Consider the following 20,530-nt stretch of genomic DNA (forward strand, 5'->3'; position numbering starts at 1 on the left):
CTCCTATCAGTTTTTTGTGACAAATATTTAGGCTTCATAAAAGATAAAATGGTGAGAAATCTTGGTTAGCTGAACTGCCCTACATTCTCGTATATGTCACTTACGATTAAGTAGCAAGCCAAAATAAGCACAACGGTGAAGGATACAATAGCTAGCATGATTATATCAACCGTTTCAGTTTCTTTGCTGAATAACTCTCAATACTACAACAGTGTTGCGCGTGGGTCAGTGTTTTCTTTTATCCCCTTCTATAAGTACGAGACGCTCTCTAAATTGACCTTGTCTGGCTGGATTAATGCTAACTTTTTGAAACTTTCGACATTATTTTTTTATCTTCTAAACCATTAGAATGAGCTTCTATAAAATTAGAAAAATTATTTTCTAACACATTTACGATACACCTATTGCTGTGTTCTATCAGTGACCATATGTCAGTACTGTTTAAAGCAGAAAAAGAATAAATAAGGTCTAATCTATTTTGAGTTTGATTATCAAAAAGGAGATAATCCTAAGTAAGGCACCATCTTCTTTCTCAAATTGTTCAAGTATTTTCTTTATGCCGTTTACTATACAAGAGGAGCTGGTTTGGTTTAGTAGCAGCTCCTAGCTTGTACGATGTCTTATCCTTTGATAGAGACTATAGAGGGGAATGTTTGCTGATAATTATAGCATAATCAACTGATTTATGCTATCGAAGAGAAAATTAGAATAAGGGACTGTCCATTTAGGCTTGGTGTCTTAACAAGCAGATTAAGAAAATCCCAGTAAACTAGAATGACAGGTTGTTTAGAAATAATCCACTGATCCTTCTCAAACGATAAAAAGACCAAGCCAGTAGCTCGGTCTTTCTTAGTCTTATCTATCCGTATTTTTAACTATATGGAGATTAATAAGTGCTAAGCTCTAAACATTCTAGTAGTTCACTTATCTTTTGGGGCAAGATACCTTTTTGTTCCTCTATCAGCTGAAGGTGCGTCGTTAATAAGGTTTTTTTGAGTTACTCCTACTGACTCAATGGTGCATGGATTTGAGGTACATGAAGAAGTTGTCTCTTCAAACTTAGCACTAATAATTGCTGATTCAGCTACACATGGGGCTGAAACTCTAGGAATTGATGACCCTTCATAAGTACCAATAGGCTCATTAGCGCTTACTTGACTGCTTGTTAGTAAAGTCATTGCAGCAATCGCTGCTAGATCTGCCATTTTATATTTTGGCATCATTATACCCTTCTTTATAAACATTTTTTCCTACTGATTCGTACCTTATTTATAACACACTAAAAAGCAACTAACTCCTTGTCTCTGCTATCTCATTTTTTTCTAATACAATACTTTTAAAAATTTACTGCTTCGATAAGCACTTCCTTCCTAGCGGGCACTATAAAAATACCCAAGGGAGAGTCTCCTTGGGTATTTGTTGTCATTACTCTTCTAATTCAAATTGTCTTAAGTCAAATGACTGTCCTTTTTGTTTATCTGGCAATAACAAGGCTACTACTAAGCCAAGTAGTGTTGGCAACAGCCATCCCATCGAAACAGCATGTAAGGGCAAACATTCAACAAGTTGCGTTAAAAATTCTTGCTGTAATTGGCTAGCCAAGACCTCAATAAAGGATACTAAAGTCACCAAACCAATGGTCAAAGACATTCCCTTTTTGGATAGAGGAACCCATTTATTCAACAAAATAATCAACACTATAACAATAACAATTGGGTAAAGGAGGGTCAATACTGGAATAGAAAAAGTAATCACGGCATTCAGACCTAAATTCGCAATCAAAAAACCAACCAAGGTAAAGAGACTAGCGAAAAACTTGTAGCTACCAAAACGAAAATTTTGATCAAAAAATTCGGAAACAGATACAATTAGTCCAACTGTAGTGGTAAAGCAGGTCAAGGTAACCATGACACTCAAGAAAAAGCGACCAAAGGAACCAAACAATTGATAAGATGCTTGTGACAGCACATAGGCTCCCTTATTAATATTAGGATCGGTTAGAACCTCTGCTGGAACTGGAAATTTATTTCCTAAAAAGCCAAGCCCAATATATAAAATACTAAAAGCAAGGCTGGTAACAATTCCTACTACCCAAATAGTTGAGAGGTATTCTTTTTTACTTTGAAAACCAAATTTCTTGAGGGTATCCGTTGCAACCAAACAAAAGGCCACAGAAGCAAGAGCGTCTAAAGTATTATAACCTGCAAGAACACCTGTCCCGAAGGCTTTTCCAGCATATTCGGCACTTGTCTTCGCACTCTCGTGTTGACCGTAAACGAAAGCTCCCACCACAACTAGCAGTAAAATGAGCAGAGCAAATGCTGGAGTCAAAATTTTACCAACACTGTCCAAGATACCATTTGGTCTAATAGCTAGTAGATAGGCGGCAGCAAAGAAACAGGCAGAAAAAATGAGTAAGGCTATTGGATTATAACCCACAATTGGACTTAAACCGACTTCAAAAGAAACTGTTGCTGTTCTAGGAATGGCAAATAAGGGGCCAATGGTTAAATAAAGGAGGACAAGAAAAGTGAGTGAAAACCAAGGGCTAAATTTTTGGGACAGCTCTGTTTTATAGCCACCATTAGTCACCGTACCCAGAAGCAAGGTCACAATCGCCAAGCCAACACCTGACAAACAAAATCCTAAAATAGCTGACCAAAACTCTTGACCTGAAGCCACTCCCAAAGCAGGTGGAAAAATAAGATTCCCTGCTCCAAAAAAAATACCAAATAAGAGTAATCCTGTTAAAAAGCCTTTTTTTACCATCGGCAATCCCTTATGCTAATCAGATGACTAGCAACCTTTCCTTCAATCATTGTCTTTTCAAACGACGTCAACAGTGAAGCCTTTTAGGCATCACTGCTTTCATTTGAATCGTTGGTTTTTATTATAACAAAATCTAGAAGAATTACCATAGTTTTTTCAAAATTTTCTAACTATTTCGACAGTTGTTTTTCCAACCAATACTGTAGCCTTCCCTTATTATGGCTATCTACAAAAAAAGTCAAAGGATCTGTAGATGTAAACTACCCCAGTTAGACAAAAAACTAACTTTTTGGGGGCAGTTCAATGTTAGCCAGTTCCTTTGACTTTTTCTGTGAATCGAACTATCCGTCACACCTCAAACATTACTCTTTTTGTGACTTTAAATCATACAGCTTTGACACTCTTCGGTACCGTCAGTCATTGCCTGGTCGTCCGTGAAGGTTACCAAACTATCGTCGTCGTACTGTTCACTACCTGCCAAGACATCTTGTCTAACTCTAACATAGTAGATAGAAGCGCATTTCAGCTTGAAGGCCTGAATATAAGAACGGTTGAGGTCACGTGTAGTAGCCTGATCAGTCATAAATAAAGTCAATGAAATAGCCTGATCCACATGTTTTTGAGCGGCAGCAACAATATTAATGATGGGCTCTGGCCCCATTTCATAAGCTCCACGTTCATAGTAACAATAATTGTCCTGATCAATATGATACGCGGGAACATAGACCCTGCCCAAGCTACCTTCTTTACGAACCTCGACAGGAGCAACAACCGGCTGCAAACTTGGGGTGCAAGAAGATAAGTAACTAATAGACCCTGTTGGGGCGACAGCCATTAGATGGGCATTAGCTAAACCAAAGGTTTGAATATCTGTTACCAATGCCTTCCAATCAGCTACGCTTGGTAATTGAAAGCCATAAGTTTTCAACAAGGCAGCGACCCGTTTTGTTTTTGGCTTGGCATCTTCTGTCAAATAGTTACTAAAATAAGAACCGTCCGCATAGGTCGATCGTTCAAAATCTGCAAAAGTCCCCTTTTCTTTAGCCAATTGACAAGAGGCTTTAAAAGCATGATAGGCCATAGCATGGAAAAACAAATCCGTAAAGTCAACGGCTTCTTCTGAATCATAGTAAATATGATTGGTTGCCAAAAAGCCATGTAAATTCATCGCTCCTAAACCAACAGCGTGATTAGCTGCATTGCCTTTTTCAATAGAGGGGGCACAAGACAAATCAGAAGTTCTTGACACCTGATCAAGAGCTCTGATGCTGGTTGCGATTAACTGTTCAAAATGCTTGGCATCTGCCATAGCTTCAGCGATATTAATCGATCCCAAATTACAGCAAATGTCTTCACCAACTTCTTTGAAGCTCAAATCCTCATCTAAGGTACTAGCTGTACTCACCTGAGCAATTTCAGAACACAAGTTTGACATGACAATGCGTCCTTTTTGCGCATGAGGATTACGCTGATTAACCGTATCATCAAACAAAAGATAGGGGTAACCAGATTCAAAATGTAGTTCAGCGATCAACTGGAACAGTTTTCTAGCACTGATATAAGTCTTTTTAATAGCAGGATTGGCTAGTAACTTATCGTACTCCTCTGTGATTGAAATATCAGACATGTCCTTACCATAAACGCGTTTAATATCGTATGGCGAAAAGAGAGCCATTTCCTTGTTTTCCTTTGCCAATTGGAAGGTAATATCTGGAATAACAAGTCCTAAGGCTAGTGACTTAATCCGAATTTTTTCGTCAGCATTTTCTCTTTTGGTGTCCAAAAAGGTAAGAACTTCTGGGTGATGAGCATGCAAGTAAACGGCACCTGCACCTTGACGCTGCCCTAATTGATTGGCATAGGAAAAGGAATCTTCTAATAATTTCATGACAGGTACAATGCCCGTTGCCTGATTTTCAATCCCTTTGATCGGTGCCCCAATTTCTCTAAGGTTGGTCAAGCACAAAGCTACACCACCACCCCTCTTAGACAGTTGAAGGCTGGTTCCAATCGCACGAGAAATAGATTCCATATTGTCCTCAACACGGAGAAGATAGCAAGAAATATATTCTCCACGACGTTTCTTGCCAGCATTTAAAAAGGTTGGTGTTGCTGGTTGAAAACGTCTCTGTAGCATATCTTCGATCAAACGAAATAGCAAGGCCTGGTCTCCATTTGCTAAAAAGAGAGCGTTCATAACGACACGATCTTCAAATTCTTCTAGATAATGCTTCCCATCCAAGGTTTTCAAGGCATAGGATTGGTAGAATTTCATTGCTCCCATCAAATTTAAAAAGCGATAGTCTTGCTGATAGGCGTATTGAAAAGCTTCCTTGATAACGTCGTCAGGATAGGCATCAAAAATGGCCTGCTCATAATAACCTTCCTTAATGAGATAGGCTAACTTCTCTTCTAAAGATGGAAATACCATTCGGTTGGGAGAGATGTGTTCTTCTAGGTAGCGTTGAACAGCAATTTTATCACTATCAAAATGATAACTACCGTCTGCTTTTTTAAAGCGAGTTAATGCATTGTATGAGAGGTATGACTCTTTGGTTTGTGACATGGACGTGTCCTTTCCTTAATCTTTTTGTCGGTTTGATTTGGTCTTGGTGTGGGCTTGGCGGCAAAAGTGAACAAAGATATCCCGTACCCTCGCAACATCTTTTGGGGTGCCTAATAGTTCAAATTGATGCAAAAGAGGGACCTGCAATTTCTGAGAAATAATCGGACCTGCAATGGCAAAGGTATCTCCAAAATTAGTATTCCCTGAAGAAATAACCCCTTTACAATGGTTACGATTAGTGAGATTATTGAGAAAATGAATCACCTGCTTAGGAACTGCCCCCTTAGTGTCTGAGCCACCCGCAGCATAGGTAGGTACAATCAAAAGATAATTGGTTGCAATTTCAAATGGTCTATAATCTACTGGAATGCGCTGAGCAGGCAAGCCTAATTTTTGAACGAAGCGATGAGTATTATTGGACTTAGATGAAAAATAAACAATAATCAGCTCTGCCATTCCTTAAAACTCCCAGTCGTCATCTGTTGTTTCTTCTGTTACTCCCATAACATAAGACGACCCATTCCCTGAGAAAAAGTCATGGTTTTCATCTGCACGCGCTGACAATTGAGCAAATACTTCAGGTGAAATACGTGTCTCTTCTTCTGTGAAAGGTGAATCATAACCTAAATTTTGAAGGAATTTTCCAGCGTTATAAAGACTAAAACGGATGGCATCTTCTGCCAAATCGAAGCCTGCATAGAGTTCTCTTAAATAAGCTTTTTCAAGATCAATTAATTCATAGAGCAAGTCAAATACAAAGGTCTTCATCTCAGCCTGCTTTTCTGAACTAAGACGCGCTACTTTTTGCTGGTATTTGTAACCACTGTAATAATTGTGAATGACCTTATCTCGTAAAATTAAGCGAATAATATCAGATGTATTTGGCATTTTCCCTCGAGCCGATAGGTAAAAAGGAAGGTAAAAGCCGCCGTACAATAAGAAACCTGGCATCATGGCTGCTGCTACTTTTGACTTCAAAGGATCATCGCCGGTATAGTAAGGGATCAAGACATGCGCTCGTTGCTGTAAACTTTGAGTCGAAACTACCCACTCATGAGCTTCTTCAATTTGCTCGCTGCTGCACAGGGTCGAAAAAATTGTTCCGTAGGAACGGGCATGAATCGCCACCATAAAGGCAAAATTCGTGTAAATGACTTGTTCATGGTCTGTTTGTGAATGCTGAATTTGAGCCACATCCCCGACAGTTGCTTGTACCGTGTCTAGCAGGGTTAAGCCAGTATAGGTCCTGGTAATAAGTTGTTGCCAGTCCTCACCTAGAGACCTCCAAGAATTTAAGTCATTGGAAACAGGAACTTTCTCAGGCAACCAAAAATTTTGGGTGACACGGTTCCAAACTTCTAAATCTTTGTCATCATTGAGGTAATTCCAGTTGACTGAGCGCATGTGTTTTTTGGTTTCAGATAGGGCGTAATCAATTGGCGATTGTGATCGCTTGTAGTAATGTTGATTCATTTGTCTCCTTCAAGGCTTGATTTTTTATAGGATTAGCTAGTGACATTAAGCCTAAAATATCACTAGACAAGAGTAAGGACAGCATTAACTTTTAGGCAACACAAAAAGACTTGCCGATAAGCAACCTTAGATATATGACTGGTTTTCAGTTTCCTGACACTTCTACTGGTAGCAAGTGTCACCTGTCTTATTGAACAATCTAATAGTCCATTTCTCCTCGAAAAGTTAAGCGTGCTTAACTTTTTATAAAAACAATAATAACACAAGATATAGTGTTTTGCAATGTTTTTTATTACAAGATATAGTTTAAAACCTTCAATTATACCATAATATTGCAGTGGTAAGACTTGTCAAAAAAAATAAAAAAGCAGACTGAAGACAAAGTCCACAGTCTGATCTTTAGCAATGCCTACAATAGTTTTATCTAGGCTGGTCTGAGAATCACCCAATCACACTTCCATTTGGGACAGATGAATCAACGGTTAAAACCGTTAACCGATCCCCATGCTCTGCTGATAAAATCATGCCTTGACTGATGTATTTTTTCATCATTTTACGAGGTTTGAGATTGGCAACAATTTGTAGTTTTTTACCAACTAATTCTTGTTCGTTGGGGTAGAATTTAGCAATGCCTGATAAGATTTGGCGGTCTTCCCCATCTCCTGCGTCTAGTCTAAAGCACAGCAATTTATCAGAACCTTCCACTTTTGATACTTCCTTGACTTCTGCCACACGAATTTCCACAGCGTCAAAGGTTTCAAATTTGATGTCGTCTTTTTCAGATTTGAGCTCAACATCTTCAGGTACCCATTCTTTTTCTTGGGAAATAGCTGAGCTGTCACCCATTTGTGCTTTGATGTAGTCAATCTCAGCTTCCATGTCAAGGCGTGGGAAAATCGGTGTCCCCTTGGCAACAACCTTTGTATTGGCAGGAAAATCTGCTAGAGCAAGAGCTGACAAATCAGAAACAGGTGCCAAACCAAGTTGTGCCATGATGGCAGCTGATGTTTCCATCATAAATGGTTGAATCAAATGAGCAACCACGCGCAAGCTGGCTGCCAAATGCGCCATAACACTGGCCAGTTGAGCTTTATCACCATCTTCTTTGGCAAGAACCCAAGGAGCTGTTTCATCAATGTATTTGTTGGTACGAGCGATGATTGTCCAAACAGCCTCTAAGGCGCGTGGATAGTCCACCGCTTCCATGTGCTTATGGTAATCTGCTAGCTGAGCATCAATCAGTTGACTTAAGTCAGCATCAAAGGCAGTTCCATTGTCAACATAAGCTGGCACCATGCCATCAAAATACTTGTTAATCATCGCAACGGTACGATTCAATAAATTCCCAAGATCGTTGGCTAATTCATAGTTGATACGACCCACATAATCTTCAGGGGTAAAAGTACCATCTGAACCAACCGACAAGGCCCTCATCAAGTAATAGCGAAGAGGATCAAGTCCAAAGCGCTCGACCAACATTTCTGGATAGACCACATTGCCTTTTGATTTGGACATTTTGCCGTCTTTCATGACAAACCAACCATGGGCAATTAAGCGTTCTGGCATTGGCAAATCAAGCATCATGAGCAAAATTGGCCAGTAGATGCTATGGAAGCGTAAAATATCTTTACCAACCATGTGGAAAACCGTGCCATTCCAGAATTTATCAAAGTTGGCATGATCAGCTTGACCATAACCAAGGGCTGTCGCGTAGTTTAGGAGGGCATCAATCCAGACATAAACCACGTGTTTGGGATTTGATGGGACAGATACACCCCAAGTGAAGGTGGTACGACTGACTGCTAAATCTTCTAAACCTGGCTCAATAAAGTTTTTCAACATTTCATTCATGCGGCCGTCTGGTTGGATAAAGTCTGGTTGCTCTTTAAAGAAGGCTACGAGACGATCAGCGTATTTGCTAAGGCGTAGAAAGTAAGATTCTTCAGAGACCCACTCCACTTGGTGACCTGATGGGGCAATACCACCAATGACCTGACCGTCTTCATCTCTAAAAACTTCTTCTAGTTGGCTTTCAGTGAAAAATTCCTCATCAGAGACAGAATACCAGCCAGAGTATTCGCCAAGGTAAATGTCATCTTGCGCTAGCAATTTTTCAAAAACAGCAGCAACAACTTCCTCATGGTAATCGTCAGTTGTCCGGATAAATTTGTCATAGGAAATATCCAGTAATTGCCAAAGGGCTTTGACATCCTTTGCCATATGATCAACATAGGTTTGAGGTGTGATACCAGCTTCTTCAGCCTTGGTTTGAATTTTTTGTCCGTGCTCATCAAGTCCTGTGAGGTAAAAGACCTCATGGCCCATCAGGCGCTTGTAGCGTGCCAAAACATCACAGGCAATGGTGGTATAGGCAGAACCAATGTGTAATTTCCCAGATGGGTAATAGATGGGGGTAGTAATGTAAAATGGTTTTTTCATGATTGTTTCCTTTCAAAATCATACTCCACTGAAAGTATGATTGAGAGATGTAGTGTGACATCTGACTTTTTCGTGTCTGAGCTCAGCCAATCAAGGCTAAGTAAACCTGCTGCATCAATCTTCTATTCGGAAAAGATTAACTGAAAACAACAGTTATCAATGGTTCATTATACCATATTTTAAGGGGCAGCAAAACCAGTAAATCAGGGGAGAGCAATCAAAATCTTGCCCTAAATGAGCTTCTTCGCTCCACAAGTCAGTCAAGTTCTTTTAATCGGTTTGATTTTGGTTTGAACGTGATAAAATTCCTGAGCCAACAGGTAATTGACATAGAGTAAAGGAATTAAGATAGGAGACAAAGCATATTCACCATGTGATAAGGATAAGAGGGTCGAGCAAACCACGCCGCAGGCAAAGGCTACAATGACAATCAAGGTATTACGACCAATATGGATGATTTCTTGGTTCCTTTCATACAAGCCTTTGGTCAATAAATAAGCGGCATTTTTAATATTTCCTGTCATCATAACATTAGCATAACTAGCTCCTCGCAAGGTTTTAAAGGTATCTACCTGAATAGAAGCAAAAAAAGCCAAGGCTGATACCGTAAAAAATGAGGGCAGCAAAGGGGTTAATAAGGCTGTCACTAAAGCAATCCCCGTTAAAATAAAACTAGATAAGAGGTACCAGTGTATCCCCTTTTTAGTGGCCCAGTGGCGCATAAAATAAGTAATGGACTGTCCAAGCATAAAAACTGTCACGGGAAGTAAATATTGCAGCGCCTCCTGTAATTGATTTTCCGATAGACGAATAGCCAAAAATAAGAGGTTTCCTGTCTGTACTCCAGCAAAACGCTTGCCTTGAGTCATATAGGTAAAGGCATTGACATAGCCACTGATAAAACAGAGCATCATGGCACACCGTAATCCCTCATAAACCTGATATTTCTTTCGTTTTTTTCTCGACATCCTGGTCCTTTTAACACCCTTCATTGACCGTATTTTGCAAAAGAAAAAATACTGAAGAACAGTATTTTGCTCGCTTTAAGGAGATTTGGCAGCCAGACCAGCTAAGAAAGGTTTAACAGACACACTCGCCCTACCAAAGCTGGCAAACCTCCAAATGGTAGGCTTAGTATAGCATACGAGTGCTGGCAAATCAAGCCTCTCTAAGATTTTCTCTGTATTTTTTAAAGCCTCCTCATCAGTTTTATTCCCAGACAAGGAGTCATAACCACCCGTGAAAACGGGTAGCTTGTACACCGGCTATAAGCCGTTTCTCTCCAGCGGCGCCTAAAGACGCTCGCTGAAGACGTTCAGGTTATGCTTGCATTACTTGACTGAAGCCCGTAACAACAAGCTTTTATCTTATGGCTTCGAGTCATAATAAAGAAAAGAACAAGTGCTCATGACTTGTCCTTTTCCTCTTTATTCTGTTACCTGTTGCTTATTGGGGTCAATCATCTTAAAGTTTTTTAGGAAATGTTCATCTGCTAATTCCGCTTCAAAGCGATCACCGACCTTAAGGAAAGGTAAGTAATCAGTTGTGTCGTTACTTGCCTTAACCTTATAAATGCGACCATCAGAGGCAAGGTAATAAACCGTTGTTCCTGAAATGATTTGACTGGCTAATTGATCTATTTGTCCAGAAATAAGCTTAGCTTTTTTCTTAGAAGCTGTTGCTGACGACAAGGAACTGGTATCACGATCAGTAAACTGAGCAATCAAGGTTTGAATATCATTATTAACCGTAACTTGTTGATAATCTTCTGCATCAACCAGAGCATAGGATTTAACCAGACCAGCATCATCTTTCAACGAAATCAAATAGTAAGCTTTATCATTTAACTTGACGAGTGTTGGGGCGGTTGCAGAATATTTTTTTTCTTGAACTTCTCCTTCGGCAGACTTCATGGCAGAGCGTTCCGTAGCTGAAGCTAGCTTGTAGTTGGTAATTTCTCTTGTCCGCATATTAACCAAGATAAAGCCAAGGTTTGATGAGTCAGCGGTCGCTGATGTAATACCTGTGTAGAGATAAATATCTGAACCGATGGTGATGTAATTGTAACTATCTGTTGTTTGTTTGACACCTGTTTGGCTAAAGACAGTATTCCAATACCCATTTTGATAGGTATAATGGTCGTTAACCCTTTCCAGAACATTTTCAGAAGAATAGACACGATCTACCCATTTTGGCACTGATTTGAGGTCATAAAATGTGGACTTGCCGCTAACAGCATCTAATAAGATGACACCTGTCGGATCCTGCGATGACAAGCCAAATTTTGGAGCATAGGTTGTTGCAACATAGTAGGGATTACCATCGTCATCAACTTCAAAAGAAGGATCAGCAAAAATAGTCATCGGATACTGAAAACGCAAATGCCTCATAGTATCTCGGAAAAGGTACTCAGAACGCGAATACTTCATGGCTTTTTTTAATTTGACCAATTCGGCCTTGCCTGTGGTTTGATTAACCTTGACATAGTAATTAATCCCTTCTTGACGGTTGGTCACCCATTTCCAAAAAGACTTGTATTCTAAAGGTGAGACACGATAAGGAAGCTTGCCAATGGTAATCTGACGATATTCGTCTGAAATACCAAACTGAGAGACCTTGTCAATCGTTCCTAGATAGGTGTCACCAATTTTTTCGGCAGAATCTCGGTCTAAAAGAGCAAGTGCTGATAAATCCGTTTCTGGGAAATCTTTGTTAAAGTCGGCATCCTTGACATGAATCACATGAGCATAGGACTTGGCACGAAAAAGTTTCGTATTAACCACTGCTATTAATGACAAGAGTCCGACAATTATCGCGATGGTCAGAATAAGCCACTTCAATACTCCTGTTGAAGAAGTCATTGAAAATCGCGCAGTGACATCTTTGCGGCCATAACCTTGCTTAAAGGCATGCGTTACCGTTTTTTTTAAGTCAAAACTTGACAAGATGGCCAAGGTCATCAAAGCCAGCATGAGAGCAAGAATAACAAAAAACCAAAACGTTAAACTCCAAATATTTAAGGCCGGCAAATAAATCCAATAAAAAGCCGCCAGAACAAAGAGGTCTAACCCAACCAAAATTAGCGTTACCGTTTTCTTCATAATGACAATCTCCTAACCAATCAGTCTCTAAAAATGAAGAACCTAAATTCCTTATCTTATTTATTATATTGTAACATACTTGTGTCCAAAAATGGTATTAAAGTTGGAAGAGATTGGAACGTGAGAAAGTCCTATACGCTTATTTAGATGTGCTTGTCACCCTTTATCAACTAAGATATTTTGTCTCATCAGGTGAAATCAACGAAAGCTTTCTGTACCATTCGTCTAATCTGTTGATGAGAGGTCTTTTTTACGGCTAAAGAGGTAAGAGAGTGTAAGGATTAAGAAGCCAAATGCACTCCATTTAACCATAGTCTTATCGCCAGTCCTTGGTAATTGAGCTACTCCTGCTGATTTTGCCCTGCTTTCTACATGATCTGCCATGGTTGGCAACGCAAAGTAATCAGAGCCAATATTAGCTAGTGCAGACATGTCTTTCTCAGCCGGAGATACAGCTAAATGAGCTGAGTCTGGCACTAGACGCACTGCCAATTCATGAACGTCATTTTGCTGGACTAGCACCTTGGTCTCTCCATCAATGTGGTAACCTTTTGGAAGGGAGACGACCAGTTCATAGGTACCCGCCTGAACCATTTTGCCATAAGCCCTTGGCACATATAAAGACTGGTTGAGAGGAATCAAGTGGCCTTGAGGTGCTCTAAGGCTTACCTGACTACCCGCTGGCAGCAAGTTATCAAAATGAACAGTTACTTGGCCCGATGCCAGCTTTGTCATTTTAAAGTCAATGTGTTGAAAGTCATTTTCTGCCGTTAAGGTAAACGGAAGGACTTTATCGGATTGAAGTTCCAAAAGATTGGTATCGTAGGTCAACAGCTCAACTGTGTAGTGGCCAAATGGCAAAATCAAGCTGTTTGCTGAGTTATTGAAATAATCCAAGGTTTCAATAGGTTTACCGTCAGCATCGCGAACAAGATAGGTAAATCTAGTTGGGAATTTTTCTTCAAGAATAGGTAGGTCTAGAGCCAAGCTTAAGACCCCTTTGTCCTGCCCTACTTCTCTGAGATTAGGCAAAGTCGTAAAGGATACATTACCAGCCTTGTCTTCCACGAGATAATAAAAGTTAGCCGCTGCAACCCCTTCAATTTTAGGAATGGTGTAGGAACCATCCTCATTTTTAGGAAGGAAGACCTTGTTATCACTAACTATAACAGTGTGCTTATCTTCTGTCACATTAAAGTTACGCCCATTCTTGGAAATCAAGTAGAACACTTCTTCTCGGGCAATTCCTGAAGTACTGATAGCTTGCGGTTTGCTAGGTGTAAAGTATTCGACATCCTTCACCGTATGGAAACGTCCCTGAGTGAGGATTGGTTTATGATAACTGACTGTCACGATATGAGTTTCTTCATGAGCAGTACCGTTTTCATCGCGATAGTTAATCACATATTGATACTCACCGGATCTGACTTTGGCACCTCCAGCTGTTACGCCATGCCAAGCAGTACTTTCACTATCTGAGACATTAGCTCCTAGTTGACTAAACCAAATAGGCTGAGATCTCTTCTGGTCGTCTTTAGCAAAAACAGTGACTTGTAAGTCTTGATAGTTCTTGTTTGGTACCCCTTTAAAGGCCACAAAGTCCTTGTTGCCATCCCCATTTGGAGAAATGAACAATTCATGGTTCAATTTGACCAAATGACTCTGAGGACGATTGCGATGAGTTACTGCTAAATGTGCTTGATTAGTGACTAATCCTGTATCAGTTACAGCCATCTCAAGCTGATCATCATAAACTTTTTTGGTTTGGTAATTGCCTTCAGTCAGATTGAACGTCATCACTTCTTGCTCAAGAGACTCAGGCAGATGATCTCCTAATTTAGCAATAGCCCTGTTGCCTGCAAAGTCCTCCACCATATAATAGAAGTCATCCAAGGCAACCTTATCAATCGGTAAAATAAAGCTGCCATCTGCTTGTCGAGGCACAAATTGTTTATTGTCTGCCACAGAGACATATTTGTAGCCGTCATTAATGGTAATAGTGTAGGGCTTCCCGTCTTTGGTGTCCAAATAAAAGACACTGTTTCTTAAAACACCTGATTGGCCACGATCTTCTAAAACTGATGGTTTGAAGCGATTAGTAGCGGGATCAAAAGTTGCTTGACCTAAAACTGGTTTTTGACGATCTAAAATCAATTCAAAGGTCATTTCTTGACGCTTGGCCCCAACCACATCTGGGTAATAAGATACCACATAATGGTAATAACCATCTGGTAACTCAGCACCTGTCAAGGATTTCCCCTCAAATTCTGTTTCTAATAGTGTTGTTGATTTCGCAAAACGAATGTCACTATTAAAATTTTTATCACCTTTGAAAGTTTTTGGACTAACCCATAAAGGCTCTTTATGCGCTGCATCACTAGCCAAATAAACACTGGCTTTGAGTCCTTGGTACTTTCGCAAGAAAACGCCCTTGAAAGCTGCAAAGTCTTGGTTATTATCCCCATTTGGTGAAATGGCCAGAACGGGTTGCCCTTGACTATTTTTAGCTAAGATAAATTTCCCTTCTTGATTTCTAAACGTACCTAATGTGTGTAGCCCATTATCTGAAACCGTTGCCGTTGAGACATTCGTTTCCGCACCAAGTGTCACCAATCCTGTAAAATGCTTACCCACGTAAATATCATCTTTAGGACCAGACTCATCAAAGTAAAAGCCCTTTTTCCCTTGTGCTTTTAACTGGTAAATAGACTCTTCAACCACTGCTAAGTTTTCAAATGCACCTTTGAAGCCTACAAAAGGAATATTAATCTGATTGTGCTGTTTATTTTTACTATCCACAAAACGAACAAAGCCTTCCAAATAATAACCATTTGGCATTTGCTTGCTTAATTCTTCAGCGAAAGCTGACGCATCTAGCTGGATCGTAACTGTCTTTTGACCATTCGCTGGAATGTCAACAATATCTCCTTGATAAGTTTTCAAAGATCGAGAGGACAATGTAAAACGCCCTTCTTTGGAATCAATAGCATCCGTTAATAATTCTGTCTCGTAGCGGAGTGACTTGGTTTCTTGTGATAAATTGTGAACTGTTACTTCAAAAGAAATAGTATCTGTGACATTTCCTAGAGAAATACTACCGTAATTATCTTTTCCTGTGACATAGAGTCCACTGCTTACTGCTGCTTCAATATTGAGCAAACCAGCTCCCTGCTGACGTGGCGATGTTGTGGTTTTGGTGATGGGATTGATGTGTACTTGAGCATTACTCATCAGAAGATTTTTAACAAGATCAGCTATCTGTTCTTGTGGTAAGTCAGGCTTAAGTTGCTGGAGATATTGCTTCACCAAAAGACTAGCACCTGCAATTTGAGGAGACGCCATGCTGGTTCCTGTCTGATTACCATAGTGGTTATCATTATAAGTTGAATAAATATCTCCACCAGGCGCTGTAATATCAGGTTTCAAGTAGCCATCAGAGGTTAGTCCCCAGTTTGAAAAATGGTTCATTTCATTCCCTTTTTGACTAAGCGCTTTGGACAAGCTGCTGTCAAAAACTAAACTTCCACTTCCATCACCATGCAAGACTGACATAGCCTTCCCAAATTCATGGGAAATAAAAGCTGATGGTAATACCATTCCAGTACTACTGAGACGCATAGTTCGATTTGCCTGACCAGGAATATTGTTAAAAATAAGAACTCCTAAAGCCCCATGTTTTTTGGCTTGAGCAATCATGTCATCGAAGGACTTTTTCGGATCACGTTCGATTAACACCACTTTACCTTCGACATTCTTGGCCTTATAACCGGCCTCAGTGAGATCCTTAACATAGATATATTGATATGGTTTATCATAACCTAGACTATCCTTGATGTCCTTAAAGTCAACTGATTCTGAATAAATAGCTTTGCCATTATTTAAATCAGCACGGTTTTCCAAGCCCTCGACAGTCATTAGCCGTTCAAAAATCCATTTATTATTAATAGCTGCAACAGATGTTGGAGGACGACCTGTCGATGGAGAGCCAACCAAACCATAATCGGGGTTGGTTACAAAAGGATCGTCATGGTCAGAGCCAAAGGCACGCTCATTTCCAGCGGCTACTACAACGGATACTCCAGCCTGTCTAGCTTTTTCAATAGCTATCATCAAGGGGTGATTCCCATTGAGATGAGAACCGTTCGCTGACCCAAGGCTAAGGTTAATCACATCCGCTCCTAGGGCAACTGCATCTTCGATGGCTTTAACAAAAAGAGAATCTCCTGTTCCAGTAAGATCACTAGCAAAGACCCGCATAAACATTACTTGAGCTTCTGGCGCAATACCCAAGAAACGTTCTCCGACAGCTGCTGGTTCGATTCCATTTCCAGTTGCAATTCCCGTAACATGCATTCCGTGAGACTCGTATTTGCTATCATCGTCTATTTCTGGCCAATCAATCTCAAAAACACCCGGAATGTCTTCTATCTTAATTACAGTTTCTTTTGGTGCCTCAACTGCTTGAGGGCGGTAGCGTTTTGATGTGTTGAGTCTTTGAACGTCAACGGTAATGTCAAAGTCCTCTAAACTCTCCTCAAAATCAAACTTAACCTCTTTGACTTTCTCATTATTTTCCACATAGTTATGGGCAAAAATAACCTTATCATTTACCCAACTCCCATAGTGAATGCCAGCAGTTTTTTGACGCCTGGCCATCTCTTCTTTTGACTTTACCTTAGCTAACGATAAATCCGTAATACGCATGGCTTGATGACTGGCATCAATACCAGTATCGATAATAGCAATAACCTTGCCCTGACCTTTGAAACCTTTATCCCAGGCTCCCTTTGTTTTAACCCAATCATGAATATCCATGTTGACTGGCGGCAAGGCTTTAGACTGACCAGAAGCTACTGCTTGACCAGTACTCTTATCCGAGCTACTATCTATTACTATTGCCTCTGCTGGCAGCCTGTCTGCTTCTTTATCGTCTTCTTTTATGGCTATGGCTGTTTCCGCAGGCGATTGAGCATCTGCGGTCTGTAGGTCAAGACTTATACTCATTTCAGACAGGGTTTGAACTTCTTGTGAACTTGCCTGTCCGTCTGATTGCACCATGTGCGGGACAGGTTTGTTGTTGTCACCAGAAACCTGTTCCTCGGCTGCTACTGTGGTCGTTGCCATCAAGAAAACACTTCCGATCAAAACCGAAACTGTTCCCGATTTGTATTTTCTAAGTGAAAAGCGTTGCTTTTTCTCCACTTGATTTCCTCCTAAATTGGATTAAATGAAAGTATTTTTCGTTAATGAATACCTCATTTTTTATTAATTATATTTGGTTATTTAACCATATTTTTCAGAGAAAATCAATCCCTGATCTTAATCATGTAAGAAATTTAACTTTTTAATCAATAACTCTAATTCTCTAAAAATGAAGAATTTGAGAGCCCTGCCTTTCATTCGTCACAAATCAAAAAACGCCGCTTACCATTTCAGGGTAAGCGAAGTTTTCTGATTTTAACAAGCTGATGACTTAGTCCAAGCGAAGAGCATTTTGGTCAAATGGGATAGAAGAATCATATGGGTTGTGGCGTAGAGTGAAGTTTTTAATGTCTTCAATCGTTTGTGTTCCAGCAAGCTGCATGACCATCTTCAACTCGTCGTTTAATTTTTCAAAGACTTGACGAGTACCAATGCTACCTCCCATTGCCAAACCGTAAACAACAGGACGACCTAGAGCAACAAGGTCTGCCCCTGAGGCAATAGCTTTGAAGACATGTTGACCACGACGAATACCTGAATCAAAGACAATCGGAACACGTTTGTCAACTGTTTCAGCTACTTCTTGTAAGGAGTCAAAAGCAGCTGGCCCACCGTCCAACTGACGACCACCGTGATTGGTTACCCAGATACCTGATGCTCCTGCATCCAACGCACGTAAAGTATCCTCGGCACATTGAGGCCCTTTGACGTAAACAGGCAAGCCAGAGTATTGGACGATGTATTCAACATCTTTTGGTGTGAGGGCTTGTTTGGCTGATTTATAAACATAATCCATGGTTTTCCCAGCTCCATCAGGTAGGTATTCTTGAACAATTGGCATACCTACTGGAAAAACAAAGCCGTTACGTTTATCCACTTCACGGTTGCCTCCCACTGTTGCATCAGCAGTAAGAACAATGGCCTTATAACCTTCAGCTTTAACACGGTCCATGATGTTACGGTTAATCCCATCATCTTTACTGTAATAGAATTGGAACCAGTGCGGTGTCCCATTTAAAGCAGCACTAATCTCTGGGAGGTCAGTGGTTGAATAAGAACTTGTGGTATAGATGGTACCAAACTCACTAACCCCTTTAGCTGATGCAACTTCACCTTGCTCATTAGCCAATTTATGAGCTGCAACAGGAGCTAGAATAAGGGGAGAGGTTAATCGATCACCATCAAAGGTGATCTCTGTTGATGGATTTTCAACCCCTTTAAGAGAATGTGGAACAATCAATTTGTGGTTAAAGGAACGAATATTTTCATGAAGGGTGAAGGTATCTCCTGCACCACTTGCAATATATCCAAAGGCCCCTTTAGGAATGACCTGTTGAGCCATTTTTTCTAAATCAAAAACGTTAATAAAGTCTACGTTTCCTTCAGCGCTACTCGTTTTGAAATCCATAACGAAGTCTGTTGTGTCTTCTGTAACGACTGTTCTTTGTGCCATTTATATTCTCCTATGATATTTAATGATTTGTTAGCGCTTACAAATTGTATCTAAATTATATTAGAATGTCTTTCGACTGTCAAAGTATATGCTCACACATTTTTTAGTTTTTTAATAAAGACTTTAGCTGTAGCTTTTTTAGCTAGAGATAACCTAACACTTTCCCCATAATAAAGACTACTAAGCAAGTTAGTAGGATATAAAGGAAACAGAACTTAATCATCTCTTTTAGTAGCCGTCCTTCTTGGCCTTCCAAACCAATAGCTACTGCAGCAACAGCAATACTTTGAGGAGAAATCATTTTCCCTGCGGTTGCTCCTGACATATTAGCAGCTGCTAGCCAGGAAGGGGTCATCGTAAGATTGCTTGCCGCCTTGACTTGTAATTCTCCAAATAAAACATTGGCAGAGGTGTCACTTCCTGTAATAAAGGTTCCAAGCGAACCAATAATGGGAGCAATAAAAGGATAAAAGCACCCGTCACAGCTACTAAACTAACTGCGATGGTTCCAAAGTCATGCCACTGTAACTCATGACTTTGGATAGAGTAACAATGGAAACCACTGTTACCATAGTCTTGGTCAACTGTTTGAGACTCTTTCCGAAAATACGACCAATTTGACCGAGTGTCATGCCCTGACCCAATCCTGCTAAGATTGTAGTTAAGATAATCATGGTTGCTGGGGAAGTTAACCAGTTAATCCTATAGGGCTTAGCATGGTCGCCCGTTTAAATGGAAAAAATAGTCGATACTTTTTGCCAAAGATTGATTAAGCGCAGGGAACAAGGATGATGTCAAGATAATAAAGGTAAAGACAAGAAGAAATGATAAGGAAGCCATAACGCCTTCTTTTACTGTTGCAGACTGAGCATTATCTGCAACAATGCTCTCTTTTCTTCCAATTTTAACCATATCTGCTAAGGCTCAAGGAAGGCGAATACCCATGATAGGATTTTGCTTAAGCTAGGCTAGGAGAGAACTCAATACTATCAAAAGACAGACAAGTCCTGCTATTGGATTGAATAGATTAGGGGTTACAAAGCCAGCCGAGGTTAATAAAATAGCTGTCTGCACCACCAGACACAAACTAGGCAGCAGCCAATAGATGAGGTATAAGGCAGGGGCTTTCTGGGCAGTTATGGATTTCTTAATTCCAATAAATAAAGTAACTAGATGGATAGCTGATAAAGTTTCAGGCTGGGAAGACCACTACCAATTTGTAGCACAGAAGTCAGTTTTAAAGCGTGCCATATCAAAACCAGTCCTCACTGCACGAGGACTGGTTTCATACTTAGATTATTATTTAGAACGACATGCGTTAAAGATTAGTTGAACCGCCGTATGCCAAACGGCACGTACGGTGGTGTGAGAGGGGCTAGAAGTTGACCTCTACTCGATTTTCAGCTTGTCACTATTATCCTTGGTATTTTTCATTATAACAATCGCCCCTTACTTTCTCAACTAAAGTTTAAAACTCCAAAAGTCGCCACTCACTTCTTTTTTTGTTACAATAAAAGTAAGATTATC

10 protein-coding genes and 2 pseudogenes are annotated in these 20,530 nt (G+C 40.2%); 1 reads left to right on the forward strand and 11 read right to left on the reverse strand.

The annotated features are described in order from the left end of the window. Positions 1 to 920 precede the first annotated feature (920 nt). The 11 genes and pseudogenes from EL097_RS00445 to EL097_RS11095 form a co-directional block, all read right to left on the reverse strand. Positions 921 to 1,223, reverse strand: a complete 303-nt coding sequence (locus EL097_RS00445; protein WP_051026420.1) for a hypothetical protein — start codon at positions 1,221 to 1,223, stop codon at positions 921 to 923. 202 nt (positions 1,224 to 1,425) lie between these two features. Continuing rightward, positions 1,426 to 2,769, reverse strand: coding sequence for a branched-chain amino acid transport system II carrier protein (brnQ, locus tag EL097_RS00450; RefSeq protein WP_003046987.1), 1,344 nt, complete (start codon positions 2,767 to 2,769; stop codon positions 1,426 to 1,428). Between the two features lie 379 nt (positions 2,770 to 3,148). After that, positions 3,149 to 5,335: a class 1b ribonucleoside-diphosphate reductase subunit alpha gene (gene nrdE / locus EL097_RS00455; protein WP_003046978.1), complete on the reverse strand. Its 2,187-nt coding sequence runs from the start codon at positions 5,333 to 5,335 to the stop codon at positions 3,149 to 3,151. A 15-nt stretch (positions 5,336 to 5,350) separates the two neighbouring features. Further along, the gene (gene nrdI / locus EL097_RS00460) at positions 5,351 to 5,791 is read right to left on the reverse strand and encodes a class Ib ribonucleoside-diphosphate reductase assembly flavoprotein NrdI (protein WP_003046975.1); all 441 of its coding nucleotides are present in this window, start codon (positions 5,789 to 5,791) and stop codon (positions 5,351 to 5,353) included. Positions 5,792 to 5,794: 3 nt separating this feature from the next. Beyond that, positions 5,795 to 6,808: a class 1b ribonucleoside-diphosphate reductase subunit beta gene (gene nrdF, locus EL097_RS00465; RefSeq protein WP_003046972.1), complete on the reverse strand. Its 1,014-nt coding sequence runs from the start codon at positions 6,806 to 6,808 to the stop codon at positions 5,795 to 5,797. Positions 6,809 to 7,249: 441 nt separating this feature from the next. Further along, positions 7,250 to 9,247: a methionine--tRNA ligase gene (metG, locus tag EL097_RS00470; protein WP_003046965.1), complete on the reverse strand. Its 1,998-nt coding sequence runs from the start codon at positions 9,245 to 9,247 to the stop codon at positions 7,250 to 7,252. A gap of 260 nt (positions 9,248 to 9,507) precedes the next feature. Continuing rightward, the gene (locus EL097_RS00475; protein WP_003046963.1) at positions 9,508 to 10,215 is read right to left on the reverse strand and encodes a YoaK family protein; all 708 of its coding nucleotides are present in this window, start codon (positions 10,213 to 10,215) and stop codon (positions 9,508 to 9,510) included. Positions 10,216 to 10,674: 459 nt separating this feature from the next. Continuing rightward, complete coding sequence (locus EL097_RS00480; protein WP_081587255.1) at positions 10,675 to 12,351, reverse strand: hypothetical protein; 1,677 nt, start codon at positions 12,349 to 12,351, stop codon at positions 10,675 to 10,677. A gap of 222 nt (positions 12,352 to 12,573) precedes the next feature. Next, positions 12,574 to 17,550, reverse strand: coding sequence for a S8 family serine peptidase (locus EL097_RS00485; RefSeq protein WP_003046954.1), 4,977 nt, complete (start codon positions 17,548 to 17,550; stop codon positions 12,574 to 12,576). A 271-nt stretch (positions 17,551 to 17,821) separates the two neighbouring features. After that, entirely contained in the window at positions 17,822 to 19,003 is a 1,182-nt protein-coding gene (gene lctO / locus EL097_RS00490) for an L-lactate oxidase (RefSeq protein WP_003046950.1), read from the reverse strand. A 142-nt stretch (positions 19,004 to 19,145) separates the two neighbouring features. Then, a pseudogene (locus EL097_RS11095) lies at positions 19,146 to 19,858 on the reverse strand (L-lactate permease); the annotation flags it as partial. A 316-nt stretch (positions 19,859 to 20,174) separates the two neighbouring features. Between EL097_RS11095 and EL097_RS00505 the strand changes: the two are divergent. Then, positions 20,175 to 20,336 (forward strand): annotated as a pseudogene (locus EL097_RS00505) (group II intron reverse transcriptase/maturase); the annotation flags it as partial. Positions 20,337 to 20,530 lie beyond the last annotated feature (194 nt).

Source organism: Streptococcus canis, from assembly GCF_900636575.1.
GTDB classification, from domain to species: Bacteria; Bacillota; Bacilli; order Lactobacillales; family Streptococcaceae; genus Streptococcus; species Streptococcus canis.

Excerpts from the sequence above, each read along its gene's own strand:
- nrdF (WP_003046972.1), bottom strand. The coding sequence starts at position 6,808 with ATGAATCAACATTACTACAAGCGATCACAATCGCCAATTGATTACGCC.
- nrdI (WP_003046975.1), bottom strand. The coding sequence starts at position 5,791 with ATGGCAGAGCTGATTATTGTTTATTTTTCATCTAAGTCCAATAATACT.
- nrdE (WP_003046978.1), bottom strand. The coding sequence starts at position 5,335 with ATGTCACAAACCAAAGAGTCATACCTCTCATACAATGCATTAACTCGC.
- EL097_RS00475 (WP_003046963.1), bottom strand. The coding sequence starts at position 10,215 with ATGTCGAGAAAAAAACGAAAGAAATATCAGGTTTATGAGGGATTACGG.
- EL097_RS00445 (WP_051026420.1), bottom strand. The coding sequence starts at position 1,223 with ATGATGCCAAAATATAAAATGGCAGATCTAGCAGCGATTGCTGCAATG.
- metG (WP_003046965.1), bottom strand. The coding sequence starts at position 9,247 with ATGAAAAAACCATTTTACATTACTACCCCCATCTATTACCCATCTGGG.
- lctO (WP_003046950.1), bottom strand. The coding sequence starts at position 19,003 with ATGGCACAAAGAACAGTCGTTACAGAAGACACAACAGACTTCGTTATG.
- brnQ (WP_003046987.1), bottom strand. The coding sequence starts at position 2,769 with ATGGTAAAAAAAGGCTTTTTAACAGGATTACTCTTATTTGGTATTTTT.